Origin of the sequence: Actinomyces sp. AC-20-1 (assembly GCF_023369555.1) — a bacterium.
In the GTDB taxonomy this organism is placed as follows: Bacteria; Actinomycetota; Actinomycetes; order Actinomycetales; family Actinomycetaceae; genus Actinomyces.
Genome location: NZ_JACJVC010000017.1, coordinates 1 through 17,406 on the forward strand (window position 1 = coordinate 1; position 17,406 = coordinate 17,406).

13 protein-coding genes are annotated in these 17,406 nt (G+C 74.3%); 2 read left to right on the forward strand and 11 right to left on the reverse strand.

All coding sequences use genetic code 11. The features are described 5' to 3' along the window. Positions 1–136 precede the first annotated feature (136 nt). From aroB to H6X67_RS09405, 9 genes are all read right to left on the reverse strand, one after another. The gene (gene aroB / locus H6X67_RS09365) at positions 137–1,882 is read right to left on the reverse strand and encodes a 3-dehydroquinate synthase (protein WP_249367532.1); all 1,746 of its coding nucleotides are present in this window, start codon (positions 1,880–1,882) and stop codon (positions 137–139) included. A gap of 13 nt (positions 1,883–1,895) precedes the next feature. Next, positions 1,896–3,116: a chorismate synthase gene (aroC, locus tag H6X67_RS09370; RefSeq protein ID WP_249367533.1), complete on the reverse strand. Its 1,221-nt coding sequence runs from the start codon at positions 3,114–3,116 to the stop codon at positions 1,896–1,898. Between the two features lie 70 nt (positions 3,117–3,186). After that, the gene (locus tag H6X67_RS09375; protein ID WP_249367534.1) at positions 3,187–4,098 is read right to left on the reverse strand and encodes a shikimate dehydrogenase; all 912 of its coding nucleotides are present in this window, start codon (positions 4,096–4,098) and stop codon (positions 3,187–3,189) included. Beyond that, positions 4,095–5,249, reverse strand: coding sequence for an endolytic transglycosylase MltG (gene mltG / locus H6X67_RS09380; RefSeq protein ID WP_249367535.1), 1,155 nt, complete (start codon positions 5,247–5,249; stop codon positions 4,095–4,097). The genes H6X67_RS09375 and mltG overlap by 4 nt, the downstream gene beginning before the upstream one ends. After that, entirely contained in the window at positions 5,246–5,722 is a 477-nt protein-coding gene (ruvX, locus tag H6X67_RS09385) for a Holliday junction resolvase RuvX (protein WP_249367552.1), read from the reverse strand. Before ruvX ends, mltG begins: the two co-directional genes overlap by 4 nt. Before the next feature lie 14 nt (positions 5,723–5,736). Beyond that, positions 5,737–8,451, reverse strand: a complete 2,715-nt coding sequence (alaS, locus tag H6X67_RS09390) for an alanine--tRNA ligase (RefSeq protein ID WP_249367536.1) — start codon at positions 8,449–8,451, stop codon at positions 5,737–5,739. Positions 8,452–8,636: 185 nt separating this feature from the next. Next, a complete protein-coding gene (gene rpsD / locus H6X67_RS09395) occupies positions 8,637–9,260 on the reverse strand; it encodes a 30S ribosomal protein S4 (protein ID WP_249367537.1) in 624 nt (207 codons plus the stop codon). A 192-nt stretch (positions 9,261–9,452) separates the two neighbouring features. After that, a complete protein-coding gene (locus H6X67_RS09400) occupies positions 9,453–10,268 on the reverse strand; it encodes a sulfite exporter TauE/SafE family protein (RefSeq protein WP_249367538.1) in 816 nt (271 codons plus the stop codon). Further along, a complete protein-coding gene (locus tag H6X67_RS09405; protein WP_249367539.1) occupies positions 10,265–11,680 on the reverse strand; it encodes a replication-associated recombination protein A in 1,416 nt (471 codons plus the stop codon). The genes H6X67_RS09400 and H6X67_RS09405 overlap by 4 nt, the downstream gene beginning before the upstream one ends. Positions 11,681–11,789: 109 nt before the next feature. On the opposite strand from H6X67_RS09405, the gene H6X67_RS09410 reads away from it, so the two are divergent. Beyond that, complete coding sequence (locus tag H6X67_RS09410) at positions 11,790–14,168, forward strand: MMPL family transporter (RefSeq protein WP_249367540.1); 2,379 nt, start codon at positions 11,790–11,792, stop codon at positions 14,166–14,168. An 8-nt stretch (positions 14,169–14,176) separates the two neighbouring features. On the opposite strand, the gene H6X67_RS09415 is transcribed toward H6X67_RS09410, so the two are convergent. Continuing rightward, positions 14,177–14,794, reverse strand: coding sequence for an L-threonylcarbamoyladenylate synthase (locus H6X67_RS09415; RefSeq protein WP_249367541.1), 618 nt, complete (start codon positions 14,792–14,794; stop codon positions 14,177–14,179). 237 nt (positions 14,795–15,031) lie between these two features. Here H6X67_RS09415 and H6X67_RS09420 point away from each other — a divergent pair, with 237 nt between their 5' ends. Beyond that, positions 15,032–15,355, forward strand: a complete 324-nt coding sequence (locus H6X67_RS09420; protein ID WP_249367542.1) for a hypothetical protein — start codon at positions 15,032–15,034, stop codon at positions 15,353–15,355. A gap of 103 nt (positions 15,356–15,458) precedes the next feature. Here the strand turns inward: H6X67_RS09420 and aspS are convergent, their stop codons facing one another. Next, positions 15,459–17,249 (reverse strand): aspartate--tRNA ligase, encoded by a 1,791-nt coding sequence (gene aspS / locus H6X67_RS09425; protein ID WP_249367543.1) that lies wholly within the window; start codon positions 17,247–17,249, stop codon positions 15,459–15,461. Between the last annotated feature and the right edge of the window lie 157 nt (positions 17,250–17,406).

The following is a 17,406-nucleotide window of genomic DNA, read 5'->3' on the forward strand; positions in this document are numbered from 1 at the left end:
CTGCTGCACCCCGCGCCGGGGGCGCCGAGGAGCACGATCCCGCCCTCCGCTGCGGCCGGTGCCGCGGGGACCGGGGCGCCGGCCGCAGCGCTGTCAGGACCGGCCGGGCCGCCGGGCTCCGCTGGGCTGAGCGTGCTCACGGCTCCTGCCGCCCCTCGCCGGTGACGGCCGCGTGCGCGGCCCGCAGGAGCGCCTCGTCCGGCTCGACGCCCCGCACGGGCCGGGCGAGGCCGTCGAGCAGGACCATGCGGATGCGCCCGGAGCGGACCTTCTTGTCCGAGAGCATGACCTGCGCCAGCTCCTCGTAGCGGCCGGCGCCCTCGGGGAAGGAGACCGGCAGGCCCGCCGCGGCCAGGGCCCGGCGGTGGGTCTCGAGCAGGTCGGCGCCGATGCGTCCGCCGCGGTGCGCGACCTCGGCGGCGAAGACGCAGCCGACGGCCACCGCCTCACCGTGGCGCCAGGCGTAGCCGGTGACGGTCTCGACGGCGTGGGCGTAGGTGTGCCCGTAGTTGAGGACCTCCCGCAGCCCCGCCTCGGTGAGGTCCTCGCCGACGACCCTCGCCTTGACGGACACAGAGCGCGCGACGAGCTCGGCCAGCACGGCGGAGCCCGGGCTCAGGAGGTCGGCGCCCGGCGAGCCGAGCACGAGATCGAGGATCGCGGGGTCGGCGATGAGACCGCACTTGACGACCTCGCCGAGCCCCGCGCGCAGGTCCTCGGTGCCCAGGGTGGCCAGGGCCTCCAGGTCGCACACGACGGCGGCGGGCGGGTGGAAGGCGCCCACGAGGTTCTTCCCAGCGGCCGTGTCGATGCCCGTCTTGCCGCCGACGGCGGCGTCCACCATGGCCAGCAGCGTCGTGGGGACCTGGACGACGCTCACGCCCCGCAGCCAGGTGGCGGCCGCGAAGCCGGCGAGGTCCGTGGTGGCGCCGCCTCCCAGGGCGACGACGCAGCCGTCGCGCCCCATGCGGAAGGCCCCCAGGGCCTGCCACACCCGGTCGAGGACGGCGGTGCGCTTGGCGGCCTCCCCCCCGGGCACCGTGACGCGGGTGACCCGTGTCCCGTCGGCCGCCAGGGCCGCCTCGAGGGCGCGGGCCCGCTCGTCCAGCACGTCGGCGTGGACGATCGCGACCCCTCCGGCGCCGTGCCCGGGTGAGGCGTCCACGGCCCGGGTGACGCAGCGGGCCAGGTCCCGGCCGATGACGACGTCGTAGGGGCGCGCGCCGCCCACGCTCACGGTGACGAGGCCGTCGGGACCGGCCGCGGGGGCGGTCGGGGCGTCTGCGGGGGCGGTCGGGTGCCCCAGCCGGCGCAGGACCTCCTCGGCCACAGCCTCGGGCGTGAGGTCGTCGGCGACGACGGTGAGGGTGGCGACCTGCTCGTACAGGGCCGAGCGCTCGGCGGCCAGCCGCTCCATCCGGCTGAGCACGGCCCCGGCGCGGTCACCGCCGTCCTGCGGCCCGGGTGCCTGCGGACCCGCCATGAGGGGACGGCCGCTGCCGTCACCGACCCGGGCGGCCGCGGTGGCGGGCGTGACGGACAGGTGCACGACCGTGCGGCCGGAGAGCATGTCCCGGTTGGCCCGGCGCAGCACGGCCCCTCCGCCCAGGGCGATGACGCTGGCCGTCGTGGCCGCCCCGCCCAGCAGTGAGCGCAGGGCCGCCGTCTCCCGGTCGCGGAAGCCCTCCTCCCCCTCGGCCTCGAAGATCTCGGGCACGCTCATGCGCGAGCGGCGGCGGACCTCGGCGTCGAGGTCCACCGAGGCGGCCCGCAGGGCGCGGGCGAGCAGGCGGGAGACGGTGGTCTTGCCCGCGCCGGGCAGGCCGATGAGGACGAGCGGCAGGTGCTCTCGCAGCGCGGTCGCGGGTGCGGTGGTGCTCATGCTCGTGCCCCTCTCACCAGCGGGTCCGCTCGGCCACGCGGGCGAGGTAGGCGTCGAGGTTGCGGCGGCACTCGGCGACGCTGTCGCCCCCGGTCTTCTCCAGCAGGGCGTCGGCGAGCACGAGTGCCACCATCGCCTGGGCGATGACGGCCGCGGGCACGACGGCCGTCGTGTCGGAGCGCTGGTGCAGGCCGGTGGCCTCCTGGCCCGTGGCGAGGTCCACGGTGCGCAGGGCGCGCGGGACAGTCGAGATGGGCTTGAGGGCAGCGCGCACGACGACGGCCGAGCCGTTGGAGATGCCGCCCTCGATGCCGCCGGCGCGGTTGGTGGCGCGCTCGACCCGCCCGCTGCTGACGGACAGGATCTCGTCGTGCGCCTGGGAGCCCCGGCGGGCCGCCTCGGCGAAGCCGTCCCCGATCTCGACTCCCTTGACGGACTGGATGCCCATGACGGCGGCGGCCAGACGGGCGTCGAGGCGGCGCGAGGAGTCCACGTGGGTCCCCAGGCCGATGGGCACCCCGGTGGCGATGACCTCGACGACGCCGCCGAGGGTGTCACCGGCCTTGCGGGCGGCGTCGATCTCGGCGACCATGGCGGCGCTCACGGCGGGGTCGGCGCAGCGCACGGGGTCGGCGCTCAGGCGCTGCTCGTCCTGGGGGCCCGGCCGGGGGGCGTCGTCGGGCAGGGCGACGGAGCCGACGCGCAGGACGTGGCTGACCAGGCGGGTGCCGGCGACCTGCTCGAGCAGGGCCTCGGCCACCGCGCCGAGGGCGACCCTGGCGGCGGTCTCGCGGGCGGAGGCGCGCTCGAGGACGGGACGCGCGTCGGCCAGGTCGTACTTGAGCAGGCCCGGCAGGTCCGCGTGGCCCGGCCGGGGGCGGGTGAGCGGCCGGTTGCGGGCGACCTCCCGCTCGTCACCGGTGCCGGCGTCGATGAGCAGGGCGGCCGGGTCGACGGGGTCCGCGCTCATGACGGTGGACCACTTGGGCCACTCGGAGTTGCCGATCCTCATGGCGATGGGGCTACCGATGGTGCGCCCGTGGCGCACACCGCCCAGGAGGGTGAGCTCGTCGCGCTCGAAGACCTGGCGCGCTCCGCGCCCGTGGCCCAGGCGACGTCGGGCGAGGGCGGCGCTGACGTCCTCGCTGGTGATCTCCACGCCCGCGGGCACCCCCTCGATGAGGGCGGTCAGGGCCTCGCCGTGCGACTCGCCGGCGGTCATCCATCGAAGCATGGCGCCGATCATCCCACACGGCCGTGGGCCTGGCCCGTGGCGCTCCGGCCCGTGAGAGGGTGCCTGGGGCTCAGCGGCGGGCCAGGGCCCGGAGCAGGGCGGTGCGCATGGCGTCGACATCGGGCGTCATGCCTGTCATGAGGCGCACCTGCGGCACGGCCTGGTGCAGGAGCATGAGCCAGCCGGGGACGATGAGGCCACCGGCCTCCTGCCAGGCGGCGGCCAGGGCCGTCGGCCAGGGCTCGTAGGTGACGTCGAGCAGGGGCGCGCCGGGACGCACCCGGCGGACCAGGGGTGCGAGGAGGTCGGGGCCGTGCGCGGGCAGTGTCGAGACCGCGAGGTCGGCCCCGCTCATGGCTCCGGCCACGGCGGCGTCGGAGGCGGGGTCCCCGGGGCGCCAGGTGACGGCCTCGACCTCCAGCCCCATGCGGTGGGCGGCGGCCAGTGCCCGTCCCGGCCCGGCGTGGCTGCGCGCGGCGACGACGATGCGTCCGGCGCCGAGCTCGGTGAGCGCGGCCAGCGCCGAGCAGGCGGTCGCGCCCGAGCCCAGGACGAGCGCCGTGGCGTCGGCGAGGTCGGCGGGGTCCGGGAGCCGGTACCTGCCGGCCTCGCGCAGGGCGCCGACGATCCCGGCGACGTCGGTGTTGAAGCCGGTGAGCAGGGCGGGGCCGCGGCCGGAGCGCTGGGCGACGACGGTGTTGGCGGCGCCGACGGTCTGCGCGAGCGGATCGAGTGCGTCGAGGCGGGTGAGCAGCGCCTGCTTGTGCGGCATGGTGACGCTCAGTCCCGCCCAGACGGGACCGGGCCCGGCGGGTGCGGCGAGCTCGGCCAGCAGGGGGCCCAGCTGCTCGGGGCGCGTCTCACGGCGCTCGTACTGCCAGCCGTCCAGGCCGAGCGCGCTGTAGGCAGCACGGTGCAGGACCGGGGAGAGCGAGTGGGCGACGGGAAGGCCGATGACGGCGGCCCTCTGGCGGGCGCTCATGACCCGGACCCCGTGGAGCACATGGCCTCGTGCTCCTCGCAGTAGGCCATGAGCCGCTCGGTGTTGGCCTGCTGCTCCTCGGGGGTGGAGGCGAAGAGCGTCTCGCCCGTCTCGGGGTTGACGGTGACGAAGTAGAGCCACTGTCCCTGGGGCGGGTCGACGACGGCGGCGAGAGCCGCCTCGCCGGGGCTGGAGATGGGGGTCGGGGGCAGGCCCGCGTGCTCGTAGGTGTTGTACGGGTTGCTCTTGTCCAGCATCTCGTCGCTCGTGAGGATGCCTCCGGTGCGGCCCAGGCCGTACAGGGCGGTGGAGTCCATCTGGAGCCGGCCCGCGGTCTCGCCGTCGGTGTCCGCCAGGCGGTTCTCGATGACGCGGGCGACCTGCCCGTAGTAGGTGCTGGAGGCGACCTCGTGCTCGACGACCGAGGCCTTGGTGAGGACCTGCTGGTAGTCGGCCGGCTCCACGCCCAGGCGGGTCAGACGGCTCAGGGTGAGCGAGACCATGGTGGCGACGACGTCGGTGGCGGTGGCGTCCTCGGCGATGTCGTAGGTGGAGGGGGCGAGCCAGCCCTCGACCTGGCCGCCGGCGGTCTCGGGCAGGCCGATGGCCTGGGCGTCGGCGAAGGCGGTCTCGACCTCGGCCTCGCTGAAGCCGCCCACGCTCATGAGGCGCTCCTTGACCTGGTCGCGTGTGCTGCCCTCGGGGATGGTGAGGGTGTGGTCGGCGCGGGAGGCCGGGTCGAGCAGGGCGGCGACGGCGTTGGCGGCGGACATGCCCAGGCGCAGCGTGTAGGTGCCGGCCTGGATGCTGGAGGCGTTGACGTTGGCCGCGTAGGCCTGTGTGAAGGCGTCCGCGGTGGCGACGACGCCGGCCTGCGTGAGGATCCGGGCGATCTCGTCGCCGGAGGCGTCCTCCGGGATGGTGACGACGACGCTGCCGTGGCCGGTGCCGCTGTAGTCGGAGACGGCCGTCTGCCCGGGGCGGGCGTCCTGCGCGCTGCGCAGGGCCTTGACGCTGAGCAGGCCGGCGGCGGCGAGCACGATGATGAGCAGGGCGGCGAGCACGGCCCGGCGCAGGCGGCGGCGTCGGGTGCCGGAGGGCGGCGGCGCCGACGGGCCGATGATCTCGGTGTAGAAGTCGTCGCGGCTCATGGGCGTCCTGCCCGGGTCGGCACGACGAGCTCGCCCGCGGGTGAGCCGGTGCGGCGCTCGGTCTCGAGCGCGTGCTCGAGGATGACGACGGCGGCGGCCTGGTCGACGACGGCGCGGAAGTCCTTCGCGTGGCGTCCTGAGGCGTGCAGCGCCTGCTGCGCGGTGACGGTGGTCATCCGCTCGTCCACGAGCCGCACGGGCACGGGGGTGATGAGCGAGGCGAGCCGGCGGGCCCAGCGGCGCGCGTCCCTGGTGGAGGAGGAGGAGCCTCCGGCCAGCTGCCGGGGCAGGCCGACGACGGCCTCGACGGCCGCGTGCTCCTCGACGAGGTCGGCGGCCTCGTCGAGGTCGGCGCCGTAGCGGTCCCGGCTCAGGGTGCTGACAGGGACGGCGAGGATCGCGTCGGCGTCGCAGCGGGCGACGCCGACGCGGGCCGTGCCGACGTCGAAGGCGAGCCTCGCGCCGGAGCGCATGGTGGGCTGTCGGCTCACGCGCCCAGCGCGCGGGTGACGGCGGCCATCGCCTCGGGCAGGCGGGTGGCGTCCTGGCCACCGCCCTGGGCGAGGTCGGGCCGGCCTCCTCCGCCGCCGCCAAGGGCCGTGGCGGCGGCCTTGACGAGGTCCCCGGCCCTGGCGCCGGCGTCGCGGGCGGCCTGGTTGGTGGCGATAACGACGAGCGGGCGCTCGCCGACGACCCCCATGGCGGCGACGACGACGGGCTCGGCCTCGCCCAGGCGCTCGCGCACGTCGAGGACGAGGCTGCGCAGGGCGTCGCCGGAGCCGACGGTGCCGAGGTTCGCGGCGGCGAGGCGGTACTGCCCGACCTTCGCGACACCGCCGAGGACCTCGGCGGCCTTGGCGACCATGGCGGCCTGCTCGGCCTGGGCGAGCCTCTTCTCGGCGTCCTTCAGGCGGCTCATGAGGGACTCGATGCGCTCGGGCAGGTCCTCGGCGCGGCTGCCGACGAGGGTGGACAGGCGCGAGACGAGGGCGTGCTCCTTGGCCTGGTAGCCGTAGGCGCCGTCGCCGACGAGGGCGTCGATGCGCCGCACGCCGGAGCCGATGGAGGACTCGCCCAGCAGGGCGACACGGCCAATGCGTCCGGTGGTGGCCACGTGGGTGCCACCGCACAGCTCGCGGTCGAAGCCGTCTCCGATGGTGACCACGCGCACCAGCTGGCCGTACTTCTCGCCGAAGAGGGCGATGGCGCCCTGGGCGCGGGCCTCGTCGAGGCTCATGACGTCGGTGCGGACCTCGAGGTCCTGGGCGAGCGTGGTGTTGACCAGCTCCTCGATGTCGTTGAGCTGGGCGCTGGACAGGGCCGCCCCGTGGCGGAAGTCGAAGCGCAGGCGCGAGGGCGAGTTCTCGCTGCCGGCCTGGTCGGCGTGCTCGTTGACGACGCGGCGCAGTCCCGCGTAGACCATGTGGGTGGCGGTGTGGGCGCGGGCGATGGCGAGGCGGCGGGCGGTGTCGATCTCGGCGTAGGCCTTCTCCCCGACGGCGAGGGTGCCCTCGGTGAGGGTGCCGCGGTGCACCGTCAGGCCCTTGATGGGGGCCTGGACGTCGGTGACCTCGACGACGCCGCCGTCGGCCAGGCGGATGGCGCCGTGGTCGGCGAGCTGGCCACCCATCTCGGCGTAGAAGGGGGTGCGGTCGAGAATGACCTCGACCTCGGCGGGGGCGGTGGCGGCGGGCTGGGGCACGCCGTCGACAAGCAGGCCGGTGACGACGGCGTCGGCCGCGGACTCGGTGTAGCCCAGGAAGGTGGAGCCGCCCCCCATGGCCTTCTCGATGTCCTGGAAGGCGCGGATGTCGGCGTGCCCGGTCTTCTTGGCGCGGGCGTCGGCGCGGGCGCGCTCCTTCTGCTCGGTCATGAGGGCGCGGAAGGCGTCCTCGTCGACGGCGACGCCCTGCTCGGCGGCCATCTCGAGGGTGAGGTCGATGGGGAAGCCGGAGGTGTCGTGCAGCTCGAAGGCGACCGATCCGGGCACGACGGCCCTGCCCCCCGTGGTGGAGGCGGCGGCCTTGGCCCGGGCGACCGCGGTGTCGAGGATGGTGGTGCCGGCGGCCAGGGTGCGGCGGAAGGCGTCCTCCTCGGCGTAGGCGACCTCGGAGATCTGCGACCAGCGCTCCTCGAGCTCGGGGTAGGACAGCCGCATGACGTCCTTGGAGGCGGTCAGGAGGGTCGGCATGGCGGCCTCCTCCACACCGAGCAGGCGCATGGAGCGCACAGCCCGGCGGATGAGGCGGCGCAGGACGTAGCCGCGCCCGTCGTTGCCGGGGCGCACGCCGTCGCCGATGAGCATGAGGGCGCTGCGCACGTGGTCGGCGACGACGCGCATGCGCACGTCGTTCTCGTAGTCGGCGCCGGCGCTGGGGCCCGCGGCCCCGCGGCCGTAGGTCTTGGCGCTCATGACCTCGGCGGCCGCGATGACGGGGTGGACCTCGTCGATCTCGTACATGTTGGGCTTGTCCTGCAGGACGAAGGCCAGGCGCTCAAGACCGGCGCCGGTGTCGATGGCGGTCTGGTCGAGCTTGCCGACGAGCTCGAAGTCGTGGCCCTGGCCCTCGCCGCGGATGAACTCGTCGAAGACGAGGTTCCAGATCTCGAGGAAGCGGTCGCCCTGGGTGTCGGCCAGGGGCCCGCCGTCGGGCCCGTACTGGGGGCCGCGGTCGTAGTGGATCTCGCAGCAGGCGCCGGCGGGGCCGGGCTGGCCGGTGGACCAGGAGATCTCCTCGAAGGGGAGCTTCTGGACGTGGGCGGGGTCCACGCCGAGGGTGCGGGTGAGGTAGTCCCAGGAGACGTCGTCCTTCTCCCAGATGGTCATCCACAGGCGGTCGCCGTCGAGGCCGTAGCGGCCCTCGCCCACGGGGCCGGTCAGCAGGTCCCAGGCGTGCTGGATGGCCCCCTCCTTGAAGTAGTCCCCGAAGGAGAAGTTGCCGTTCATCTGGAAGAACGTGCCGTGGCGGGTGGTGCGGCCGACGTTGTCGATGTCGTTGGTGCGGATGCACTTCTGCACGCTGGCGGCTGTGGGCCAGGGGGCCGGCTCGGTGCCGAGGATGTAGGGGATGAAGGGGACCATCCCGGCGACGGTGAACAGGATGGAGGGCTCCGGGGAGACGAGGGAGACCGAGGGGCGGATCTCGTGACCGTTCGCCGCGAAGTAGTCGAGCCAGCGGGAGCGGATCTCTGAGGTGCGCATGTGCTGTTCTTGCTCCTGAGTCGGGTGCGTGGGTGAGTGCGCGGGCAGGGCGGTGCCCGCACGGGCCGCGTCGCTGGCGCCCACGCGGCAGGACCGGGGCGAGACTACCCCGCTCGGCCTGGTAAGCGGGACGCCCCCCACCGGCGTGCGGTGCGGGGCGTCCCGGCGGCTGTCTCCTGGGAGGGTCAGCGCGAGTAGTACTCGACGACCATCTGGACGTCGCAGGTCACGGGGACCTCGTCGCGCTTGGGACGGCGCACCAGGGTGGCGGTGAGCTTCTCGATCTCGACGGTGAGGTAGTCCGGCACGGGCGGCAGGACGTCGCGGTGGGCGCCGGTGGCGGCGATCTGGAAGGGGACCATCACCTGGGAGCGCGGGCGGACCTGGATGGTCTGGCCGGGCCTCACACGGTAGGAGGGGCGGTCGACGACCTTGCCGTCCACGAGGATGTGGCGGTGGACGACGTCCTGACGGGCCTGGGCGATGGTGCGGGCGAAGCCGGAGCGCAGGACGAGGGCGTCCAGGCGCATCTCGAGCAGCTCGACCAGGGACTCACCGGTCAGGCCCTTCTCGCGGCGGGCCTCCTCGAAGACGCGCTGGAGCTGGGCCTCGCGGATGCCGTACTGGGCGCGCAGGCGCTGCTTCTCCTTGAGGCGCACGGCGTAGTCGGACTCGGTGCGGCGGCGGGCGCGGCCGTGCTCGCCGGGGCCGTAGGGGCGCTTCTCGAAGTAGCGCACGGCCTTGGGGGTCAGCGGGATGCCGAGGGCGCGCGAGAGGCGCACCTGGCGGCGGGAGCGGGAGGAGCTCATGCTCGTCTCTTCTTCCTGTCGGAGTGATCGCACGCCCCGTGCGGGTGCCCGGGGCGCGGGGTCAGCCACGTGGACGGGCCAGGACCCCAGGGGTGCCGTGCACGGGTGGGTGCCCGCACGGCGGCAACTCGGGAACACTAGCGGCTGACCGCCCCGTCCGGCGAGCCGCGACCGGCCCGTGTGACCGGTTCCTCAGGCCCCGGTGGGGCCGTCGTCGAGGGCGTCGCGCACCTGCTGGCGCTGGCGGGCGCGCTCCGTGGCGAGCACGTTGAGCACGACGCACACGAGGAAGACGTTGAACAGCGCGTTGCCGGCGGCGGGGCTCAGGGCGGCGGCCGCCCGGGTGCCCAGCGGTGCGGCCACGACGGCGGCCGCGCCGACGAGCAGGCCGGCGCGCAGGTCCACGGCGCCGTGGCGCAGGTTGGACCAGGTACCGGCCGCCGCGGTGGGGATCATGACGAGCAGGGAGGTCCCGCGGGCCATGAGGTCGCCGACGCCGGTGACGACCTGCAGGCCGGGCACGACGACCAGCCCGGCCAGGACCCCCGCCACCACCCCGACGGCGACGAGGCCGGTGCCGCGCAGCGGGTCGAGGACGAGCCCGGTCTCGCGCACCGGCGCCTGCAGCTGCTGGGAGGCGATGACGACGAGGGTGAAGCCGACGAAGACCCACGGCAGGACCCGGTGAGGCAGGCTGCGCAGCAGCCAGGTCCCCAGTGGCGCCCCGGCGAGGGAGCCCGCGCAGACGATGGCGAAGGCCGCCGGGGACACCTGCCCGCGCTGGGCGTAGGAGACGGTGCCGACGGCGGCGGTGACGACGATGGCGGCCAATGAGGTGGCGGCGGCCCGCCGCTGGTCCATGCCGAGCACGCTCATGAGCGCGGGGACGATGACGAGGCCTCCGCCGACGCCGAACAGGCCGGCGAGGAGGCCGGCCGCCAGGCCCGTGGCGAGCACGAGCAGGGTGGTGCGCCCCGCTGGGCGCCCGGCGGGTGCTCGGGTGCTCATCGGGCGGGCCCGCCCTCCAGGATCCGGCGCACGGCCTCAAGGCGGGTGGCGACCTGCTTCTCGAAGCCGTTGGAGGTGGGCTCGTAGTAGCGCCGCCCGGCGAGCTCGTCGGGCAGGTACTGCTGGGCGACGACGCTGTGCGGGTGGTCGTGGGGGTAGCGGTAGCCGACGCCGTGCCCCAGGCGCTGGGCGCCGGCGTAGTGGGAGTCGCGCAGGTGCGCGGGCACCTGTCCCGCCCTGCCGGCGGCGACGTCGGCGGCGGCGCGTGAGATGCCGAGGGTCACCGCGTTGGACTTCGGTGCGGTGGCGACGGCGAGGGCCGCCTGGGCCAGGACGAGCTGGGCCTCGGGCATGCCGATGAGGGCGACGGCCTGCTGGGCGGCGACCGCGGTGGACAGGACGGTGGGGTCGGCCAGGCCCACGTCCTCGGCGGCGTGGATGGTGATGCGGCGGGCGATGTAGCGGGGGTCCTCCCCGGCGGCGAGCATCCGGGCGAGGTAGTGCAGGGTGGCGTCGGGGTCGGAGCCGCGCATGGACTTGATGAAGGCGCTGATGACGTCGTAGTGCTGGTCGCCCTGGCGGTCGTAGCGCACGGCGGCGACGTCGGCGGCCTGCTCGACGTCGACCAGGGTGATGGCCGGGGCCGGCGGCACGGCCGCGTCGGCCGGGCGGTCGGCGGCCTCCGCCCGGTGCGGGGCGGAGGCGAGGACGGCGCCGGCCGCGGCCTCCAGGACGGTGAGGGACTTGCGGGCGTCGGAGCCGGCCATGCGCACGATCTGCTCGCGGGCGTCGTCCTCGAGGCTCACGCGCCCTCCCAGCCCCCGCGGGTCGGCGACGGCCCGGTCGACCAGCGCGCGCACGTCGTCGGCCCCCAGCGGGTGGAGCGTGAGCAGCAGGGAGCGCGACAGCAGCGGGGAGACGACCGAGAAGCTGGGGTTCTCGGTCGTGGCGGCCATGAGCGTGACCCAGCGGTTCTCGACGCTGGGCAGCAGGGCGTCCTGCTGGGAGCGGGAGAAGCGGTGGACCTCGTCGACGAAGAGGACGGTCTCCTCCCCGGAGCCGGTCAGCCGCCGTCGTGCCTCCTCGACGACGGCGCGCACGTCCTTGACCCCGGCGGTGACCGCCGAGAGCTCGACGAAGCGCCGGCCGCTGCCGCGGGCGACGAGGTAGGCGAGGGTCGTCTTGCCGGTGCCGGGCGGCCCCCACAGGATGACGGAGGAGACCCCGGCGCCCTGCCCGGAGCCGGGGTCGCCGGGTGAGACGAGACGCTGGAGGGGGGAGCCCGGCGTGAGCAGGTGGTCCTGGCCCAGCACCTCGGAGAGGCTGCGTGGGCGCATGCGCACCGCCAGGGGCGCGTGCGCGTCCACGGGCAGGCCGACGTCATCCGTGCCGACGCTGTCGAAGAGGTCCACGCGCGGATCCTAGCGCGGCCGGGCACCCGGCCCACCGGCCCGGCGACGGCGCCCTGCCGCCCGCGCGCCGGGGCCGGGCGCCCACGGCGGGGTCTGCAACAATGGCCGGGTGCTCCACTGGCTCTCCCGACGCGTCGTCAAGGACGCCTCCGTCGTCGTCGCCTCGTGGGTGCTCGTCGCGCTCGTGGCGCTGGCGGTCGCCGCCTCGGGCCTGGGGGCCGGCTCGCTCACGAGCCGCCTGGTCGGCGGCACCGGCGCGCCGGGGTGGAGCGAGTCGAAGGAGGGTGAGGAGATCATCGCGGCCCTGTCGGGCGACGGCCGGACCGTGACCCTGCTCGTCACCGGGGTCGACATCTCCACGCCCGCGCGTCAGGAGGCGGTGGCCGCCGCCCTCGAGGACGCGCACAAGGACCTCGTGGCCGTCGCCGGCGAGACGAACGTGCTCGACCCCTTCGTCGTGCCCGGCATGCTCGAGGAGCCGGCCGCCCAGGTGCTGGCCTCCAAGGACCGCGACGGGTTCCTCATGGTGGTGACCGTGGACCCCAACGGCACCGAGGTGGCCGACGAGGACGACAAGGAGTACGCGCGGGACCTCGCCGAGGCGGTCGCGCGCGTCCAGGCCAGGCTCGAGCAGGTCCCCGGCGAGCTGGCCGCGGTGAGCCCGGGCGCCTCGGGCATCGTCTCCCACGAGGGGCTGCGCGAGCGGGCCGTCATCGACCAGGCCTGGCGGGACGTGCTCGTCGGCCTGCTCATCGCGCTGCCCCTCGTCCTGCTCCTCATGGTCCTCGTCTTCGGGGCCGTCCTGCCGGCGCTGGTGCCCGTGGCCACGGCGGTGACGACCCTCATGGTGAGCCTGGGCGCCCTGTGGGTGCTGAGCCTGCTCGTCGAGCTGCCGGCCTTCGTCCTGTCGGTGACGGCGATCATCGCCCTGGCGCTGGCCACGGACTACGGCTTCGTCCTCACCACGCGTTTCCGCGAGGAGCTGGCCCGCCTGCGCGAGGGCGAGGGGGCGGACTCGCCCGTGGCGCGGGGCCGGGCGGGGCGAGCGGAGCGTCGTCGGCGCCGCCGCTCCTCCCCCGTGACGCAGGCGGTGGCGCTGACGCTCATGAGCACGGGCCGCACGATCCTGTTCGCGTCGCTGACGATGGTCGTGGCCCTGCTGGGGCTGCTACTCATCGGCACCGACGTCCTGGGCGCCATCGCGCGGGCGGGGATCGCCGCCGTCGTCATCGCCACCGCCGTGTGCCTGTCCCTGGCGCCGGCGCTGGTGGCGCTGGTCGGCCGGCGCCTGCACCGCCCCTCCCCCCTGCGGCGCGTGGAGGCCCTGCGGCGCCTGCGCTCGTGGGCCGGGGACGCCGCGCGGGAGCGGGGCGTGTTCTCCCGCGCGGTCGGGCTCGTCCAGCGGGTGCCCTGGGTGGCGCTGGCGGTCTCCCTCGTCATCCTGGTGGTGCTGGCCTCCCCGGCCCGTCACCTGCACGTGCTCGTCTCCGACGAGGAGCTCCTGCCGGCCTCCTCCGACCAGGCCGTCTACCTCGACACGCTGGCAAGCTCCTACCCGGCGGCGCAGGACGCGGACGCGACCGTGGTGCTGGCGCAGGCCGGGGAGCGCGTCACCGCCTTCATCAACAGCCAGGTGGCCCACGCCGAGGGCGTGACCTCGATCCTGCGCACCGCGACGGCGGGCGAGTACACGGTGGTCTACCTCGAGCTGGAGGGCGAGGGCGCCACCACCGGGGCGGAGGCGGCCGTGCGGGCGGTGCGGGCCCTGGCGGCCCCGGCGGACATGTGGGTCACGGGCCAGGCGGCGGCCCAGGTGGACCTGCAGGACGCGATCACGGGCGCGCTGCCCTGGGTGGTCGTCGTCTTCTCCCTCGTGCTCATCGTCCTCATGCTGTTGACGACGGCCTCGCTCGTGGTGCCGGTCAAGACGCTGCTGGTCAACACGATGTCGGTGCTGGCGAGCTACGGGGTGGTGACGTGGGTGTTCCAGGAGGGGCACCTGGCGGGGCTCCTGGGGGTCGAGCCGCTGGGCGGTGTGGAGGCCTACGCCGTCGCGGTGGTCATCGGCATCGGGCTGGGGCTGGTGACGGACGACGACCTCTTCCTGCTGGACCGGGTGGCGGCCCACCGTGGGCGCTCGGGCGACGACGTCGGGGCCGTTGAGGCCGGGATGCAGCACACGGGCCGTCTGACGAGCACGACGGCGGCCGTCCTCATCGTCGTGTTCCTCAGCTTCATCAGTGCCGACCTGCTCATCGTCGCCCAGGTGGCGCTGGCTCTGGCGGTGCTCATGGCGGTGGACGCGACGGTGGTGCGCCTGCTGCTCATGCCGGCGGCCATGTCCCTCCTGGGCGAGTGGAACTGGTGGCTGCCGAGGTGGCTTGTGCCCTTCGTCGAGCGCTACGGGCTGGCCGAGCCGCTGGTGTCGGTGCCGCGTGCCGGCGCCAGCGCCGAGGAGGAGCCCGGGGAGGTGTCCTCCCGGGCCTGAGGCCTCCCTCACAGGAGGCTGGTGTCCCCCGCGCCCTCGCGGGCGACCTCGGGCACGTCCTGGGTGAGGTCGAGGACGGTGGTGGGCTCGGTGGAGCCGACGGGGCCCTCGATGACGACGTCGATGAGGTGCCCGAGGGCGTCCTCGATCTCCCAGCCGCTGGTCTCGGGGACCTCGTTGCCGGGGCGGATGAAGGTGGAGGACAGCAGGGGCGTGCCGTAGGCGGCGACGAGCGCCTGGGTGATGGCGTGGTCCGGGATGCGCACGCCGAGGGTGTGCTTCCTCGGGTTGAGGGTCATGCGCGGGACCTCCTTGGTGCCCTTGAGGATGAAGGTCCAGGGGCCGGGGGTCAGTCGCTTGATGAGGCGGAAGGCGTTGTTGCCGACGATGGCCAGGGGGCCCGCCTGGGCGAAGTCGGCGCAGACGAAGGTGAAGTTGTGCTTGTCGGAGAGCTGGCGGATCTGGCGGATGCGGTCCAGGCCCTCCTTGTTGCCGGGGGCGCAGGCCAGCGCGTAGCCCGAGTCGGTGGGGTAGGCGATGAGGCCGTCGTCCTTGATGACGTCGACGACCTTGTCGACGAGACGGGCCTGGGGGTTGGCGGGGTGGAGCTCGATGTAGCGCGACATGGGCACATTGTGCCCCGGGCGCGGGCCGTGCGCACCCGTGTGCGGATGACTCCGGTTCTCATTTCCGCACCATTATTGAGCAAGAATGGTTTTCGTTGCGGAAATGGAGATGGAATCATTTTCATCTTTGTATTCCTGCGGCATTCCTCTCTATTCTTGTGGCAATTCCGCTGACGGAGGCCGCCCCGCCGGGACGAGCACCACGCAGCACCCGTTCACACCCACACGGAGGCACCCATGACCGCGACCCTCACGCACCACCCCGCCGAGGCCCACGCCCACACCCACGGCCCCAGCTGCGGGCACCTGGCCGTCATCCACGGAGACCACGTCGACTACCTCCACGACGGCCACGCCCACCGCGAGGACGGCGGCCACTACGACGAGTGCACCGTGTGCGAGTGCGCCGACTGCACCGACGTCTGCGCGGCCTGCGACTGCGCCGACTGCACCTGCCCCACCTGCAACCACGCCACGTGCTCCTGCGAGCACTGCACGGACTCCTGCTCGTCCTGCGTGTGCGAGGACTGCACCTGCGCGACCTGCACCCACGCGGCCTGACGCAGGGTCCTGACCGAGCTCTGCCCGCCCTCACGCACGTGGTGCCCCGGCTGCCGGTGACGGCCGCCGGGGCACCACCATGTCTGGGGGCTGGGACCGGGCCTCAGCCCGCCTGGGAGGCGGCCTCCTCGCCGACGACCGCGTCCACGCCGGCCTCCTTGCGCTGCTCCGCCGTGATCGGGGCGGGCGCCTCGGTCAGGGGGTCGTAGCCGCCACCGGACTTGGGGAAGGCGATGACGTCGCGGATGGAGTCCGCGTGCGTGAGCAGGCTGACGATGCGGTCCCAGCCGAAGGCGATGCCGCCGTGCGGCGGGGCACCGTACTTGAAGGCGTCGAGCAGGAAGCCGAACTTCTCCTGGGCCCCCTCCTCCCCGATCCCCATGACGTCGAAGACGCGCTTCTGGACGTCGGAGCGGTGGATGCGGATCGAGCCGCCACCGATCTCGTTGCCGTTGCACACGATGTCGTAGGCGTAGGCCAGGGCGTGCCCCGGGTCCTGGTCGAAGGTGTCGAGCCACTCGGGCTTCGGGGAGGTGAAGGCGTGGTGCACGGCTGTCCAGGGCGACTTGCCCAGCGCCACGTCGCCCTCCTCCTTCGCCGCCGCTGAGGGCTTGAACAGGGGCGCGTCGACGACCCACACGAAGGACCAGGCGTCCTCGTCGATGAGGCCGCAGCGCCTGCCGATCTCCAGGCGCGCCGCGCCCAGAAGGGCCCGCGCGGCGTCGGTGGCGCCGGCGGCGAAGAAGATGGCGTCACCGGGCTGGGCGCCCGTGGCCCCGGCCAGGCCCGCGCGCTCGGCGTCGGTGATGTTCTTGGCCACGGGGCCGCCGAGCTCGCCGGTCTCGGAGACGGTGACGTAGGCCAGGCCCTTGGCGCCGCGCTGCTTGGCCCAGTCCTGCCAGGCGTCGAAGGTGCGGCGCGACTGCGAGGCGCCACCGGGCATGACGACGGCGCCGACGTACTCGCTGTGGAAGACCCTGAAGGTCGTGTCCTTGAAGTAGTCGGTGAGCTCGACGAGCTCGAGGCCGAAGCGCAGGTCCGGCTTGTCCGTGCCGTAGCGCTCCATGGCGTCCTTGTACGTCATGTGCGGGATGGGGGTGGCGAGGTCGTGGCCGATGAGGGCCCACACCTCCTTGAGGACGTCCTCCGCGACCTGCATGACGTCCTCCTGCTCGACGAAGGACATCTCGATGTCGAGCTGGGTGAACTCGGGCTGGCGGTCCGCCCGGAAGTCCTCGTCGCGGTAGCAGCGCGCGATCTGGTAGTAGCGCTCCATGCCGGCGACCATGAGCAGCTGCTTGAAGAGCTGGGGGCTCTGCGGCAGGGCGTACCAGGAACCGGGGGCCAGGCGTGCCGGGACGAGGAAGTCACGGGCGCCCTCGGGGGTCGAGCGGGTGAGTGTGGGGGTCTCGACCTCGACGAAGTCGTGCTGGGCCAGGACCCTGCGCGCGGCCTGCGAGACCTTCGAGCGCAGGCGGATGGCGTGCTGCATGGGCGAGCGGCGCAGGTCGAGGTAGCGGTAGCGCAGGCGCGCCTCCTCACCCACCTGGCCCGAGTCCTCGGCGTGGTCGGAGACCTGGAAGGGCAGCGCGGCCGCCGTGTTGAGGATCTCGATGTCGCTGACGACGACCTCCACCTCGCCGGTGGGCAGCTGGGGGTTCGCGTTGCCCTCGGGGCGCTGGGTGACCTCGCCGGTCACGCGCAGCACGTACTCCGAGCGCAGGTCGTGGGCGACCTCCTCACGGATGACGACCTGGGCGATGCCGGAGGCGTCACGCAGGTCGATGAAGGCGACGCCTCCGTGGTCGCGGCGGCGGTCCACCCAGCCGGTGAGGGTGACGGTCGAGCCGATGTCGGCGACGCGCAGGGATCCTGCGTGGCGGGTGCGCAGCATGGGTGCTGTGGTCCTTCCGTTGGGGGCGCGTGGTCCCGGCGCCCGGCGGGGCGCACCGCGAGACGGGCGGGCGCCGCCGCCGATAGTACGCGCGCCCGGGTGACGAGCCGCCAGGAGAGCGGGATCACGTGTGACCTGCGACGTCACGCCGGGTCGG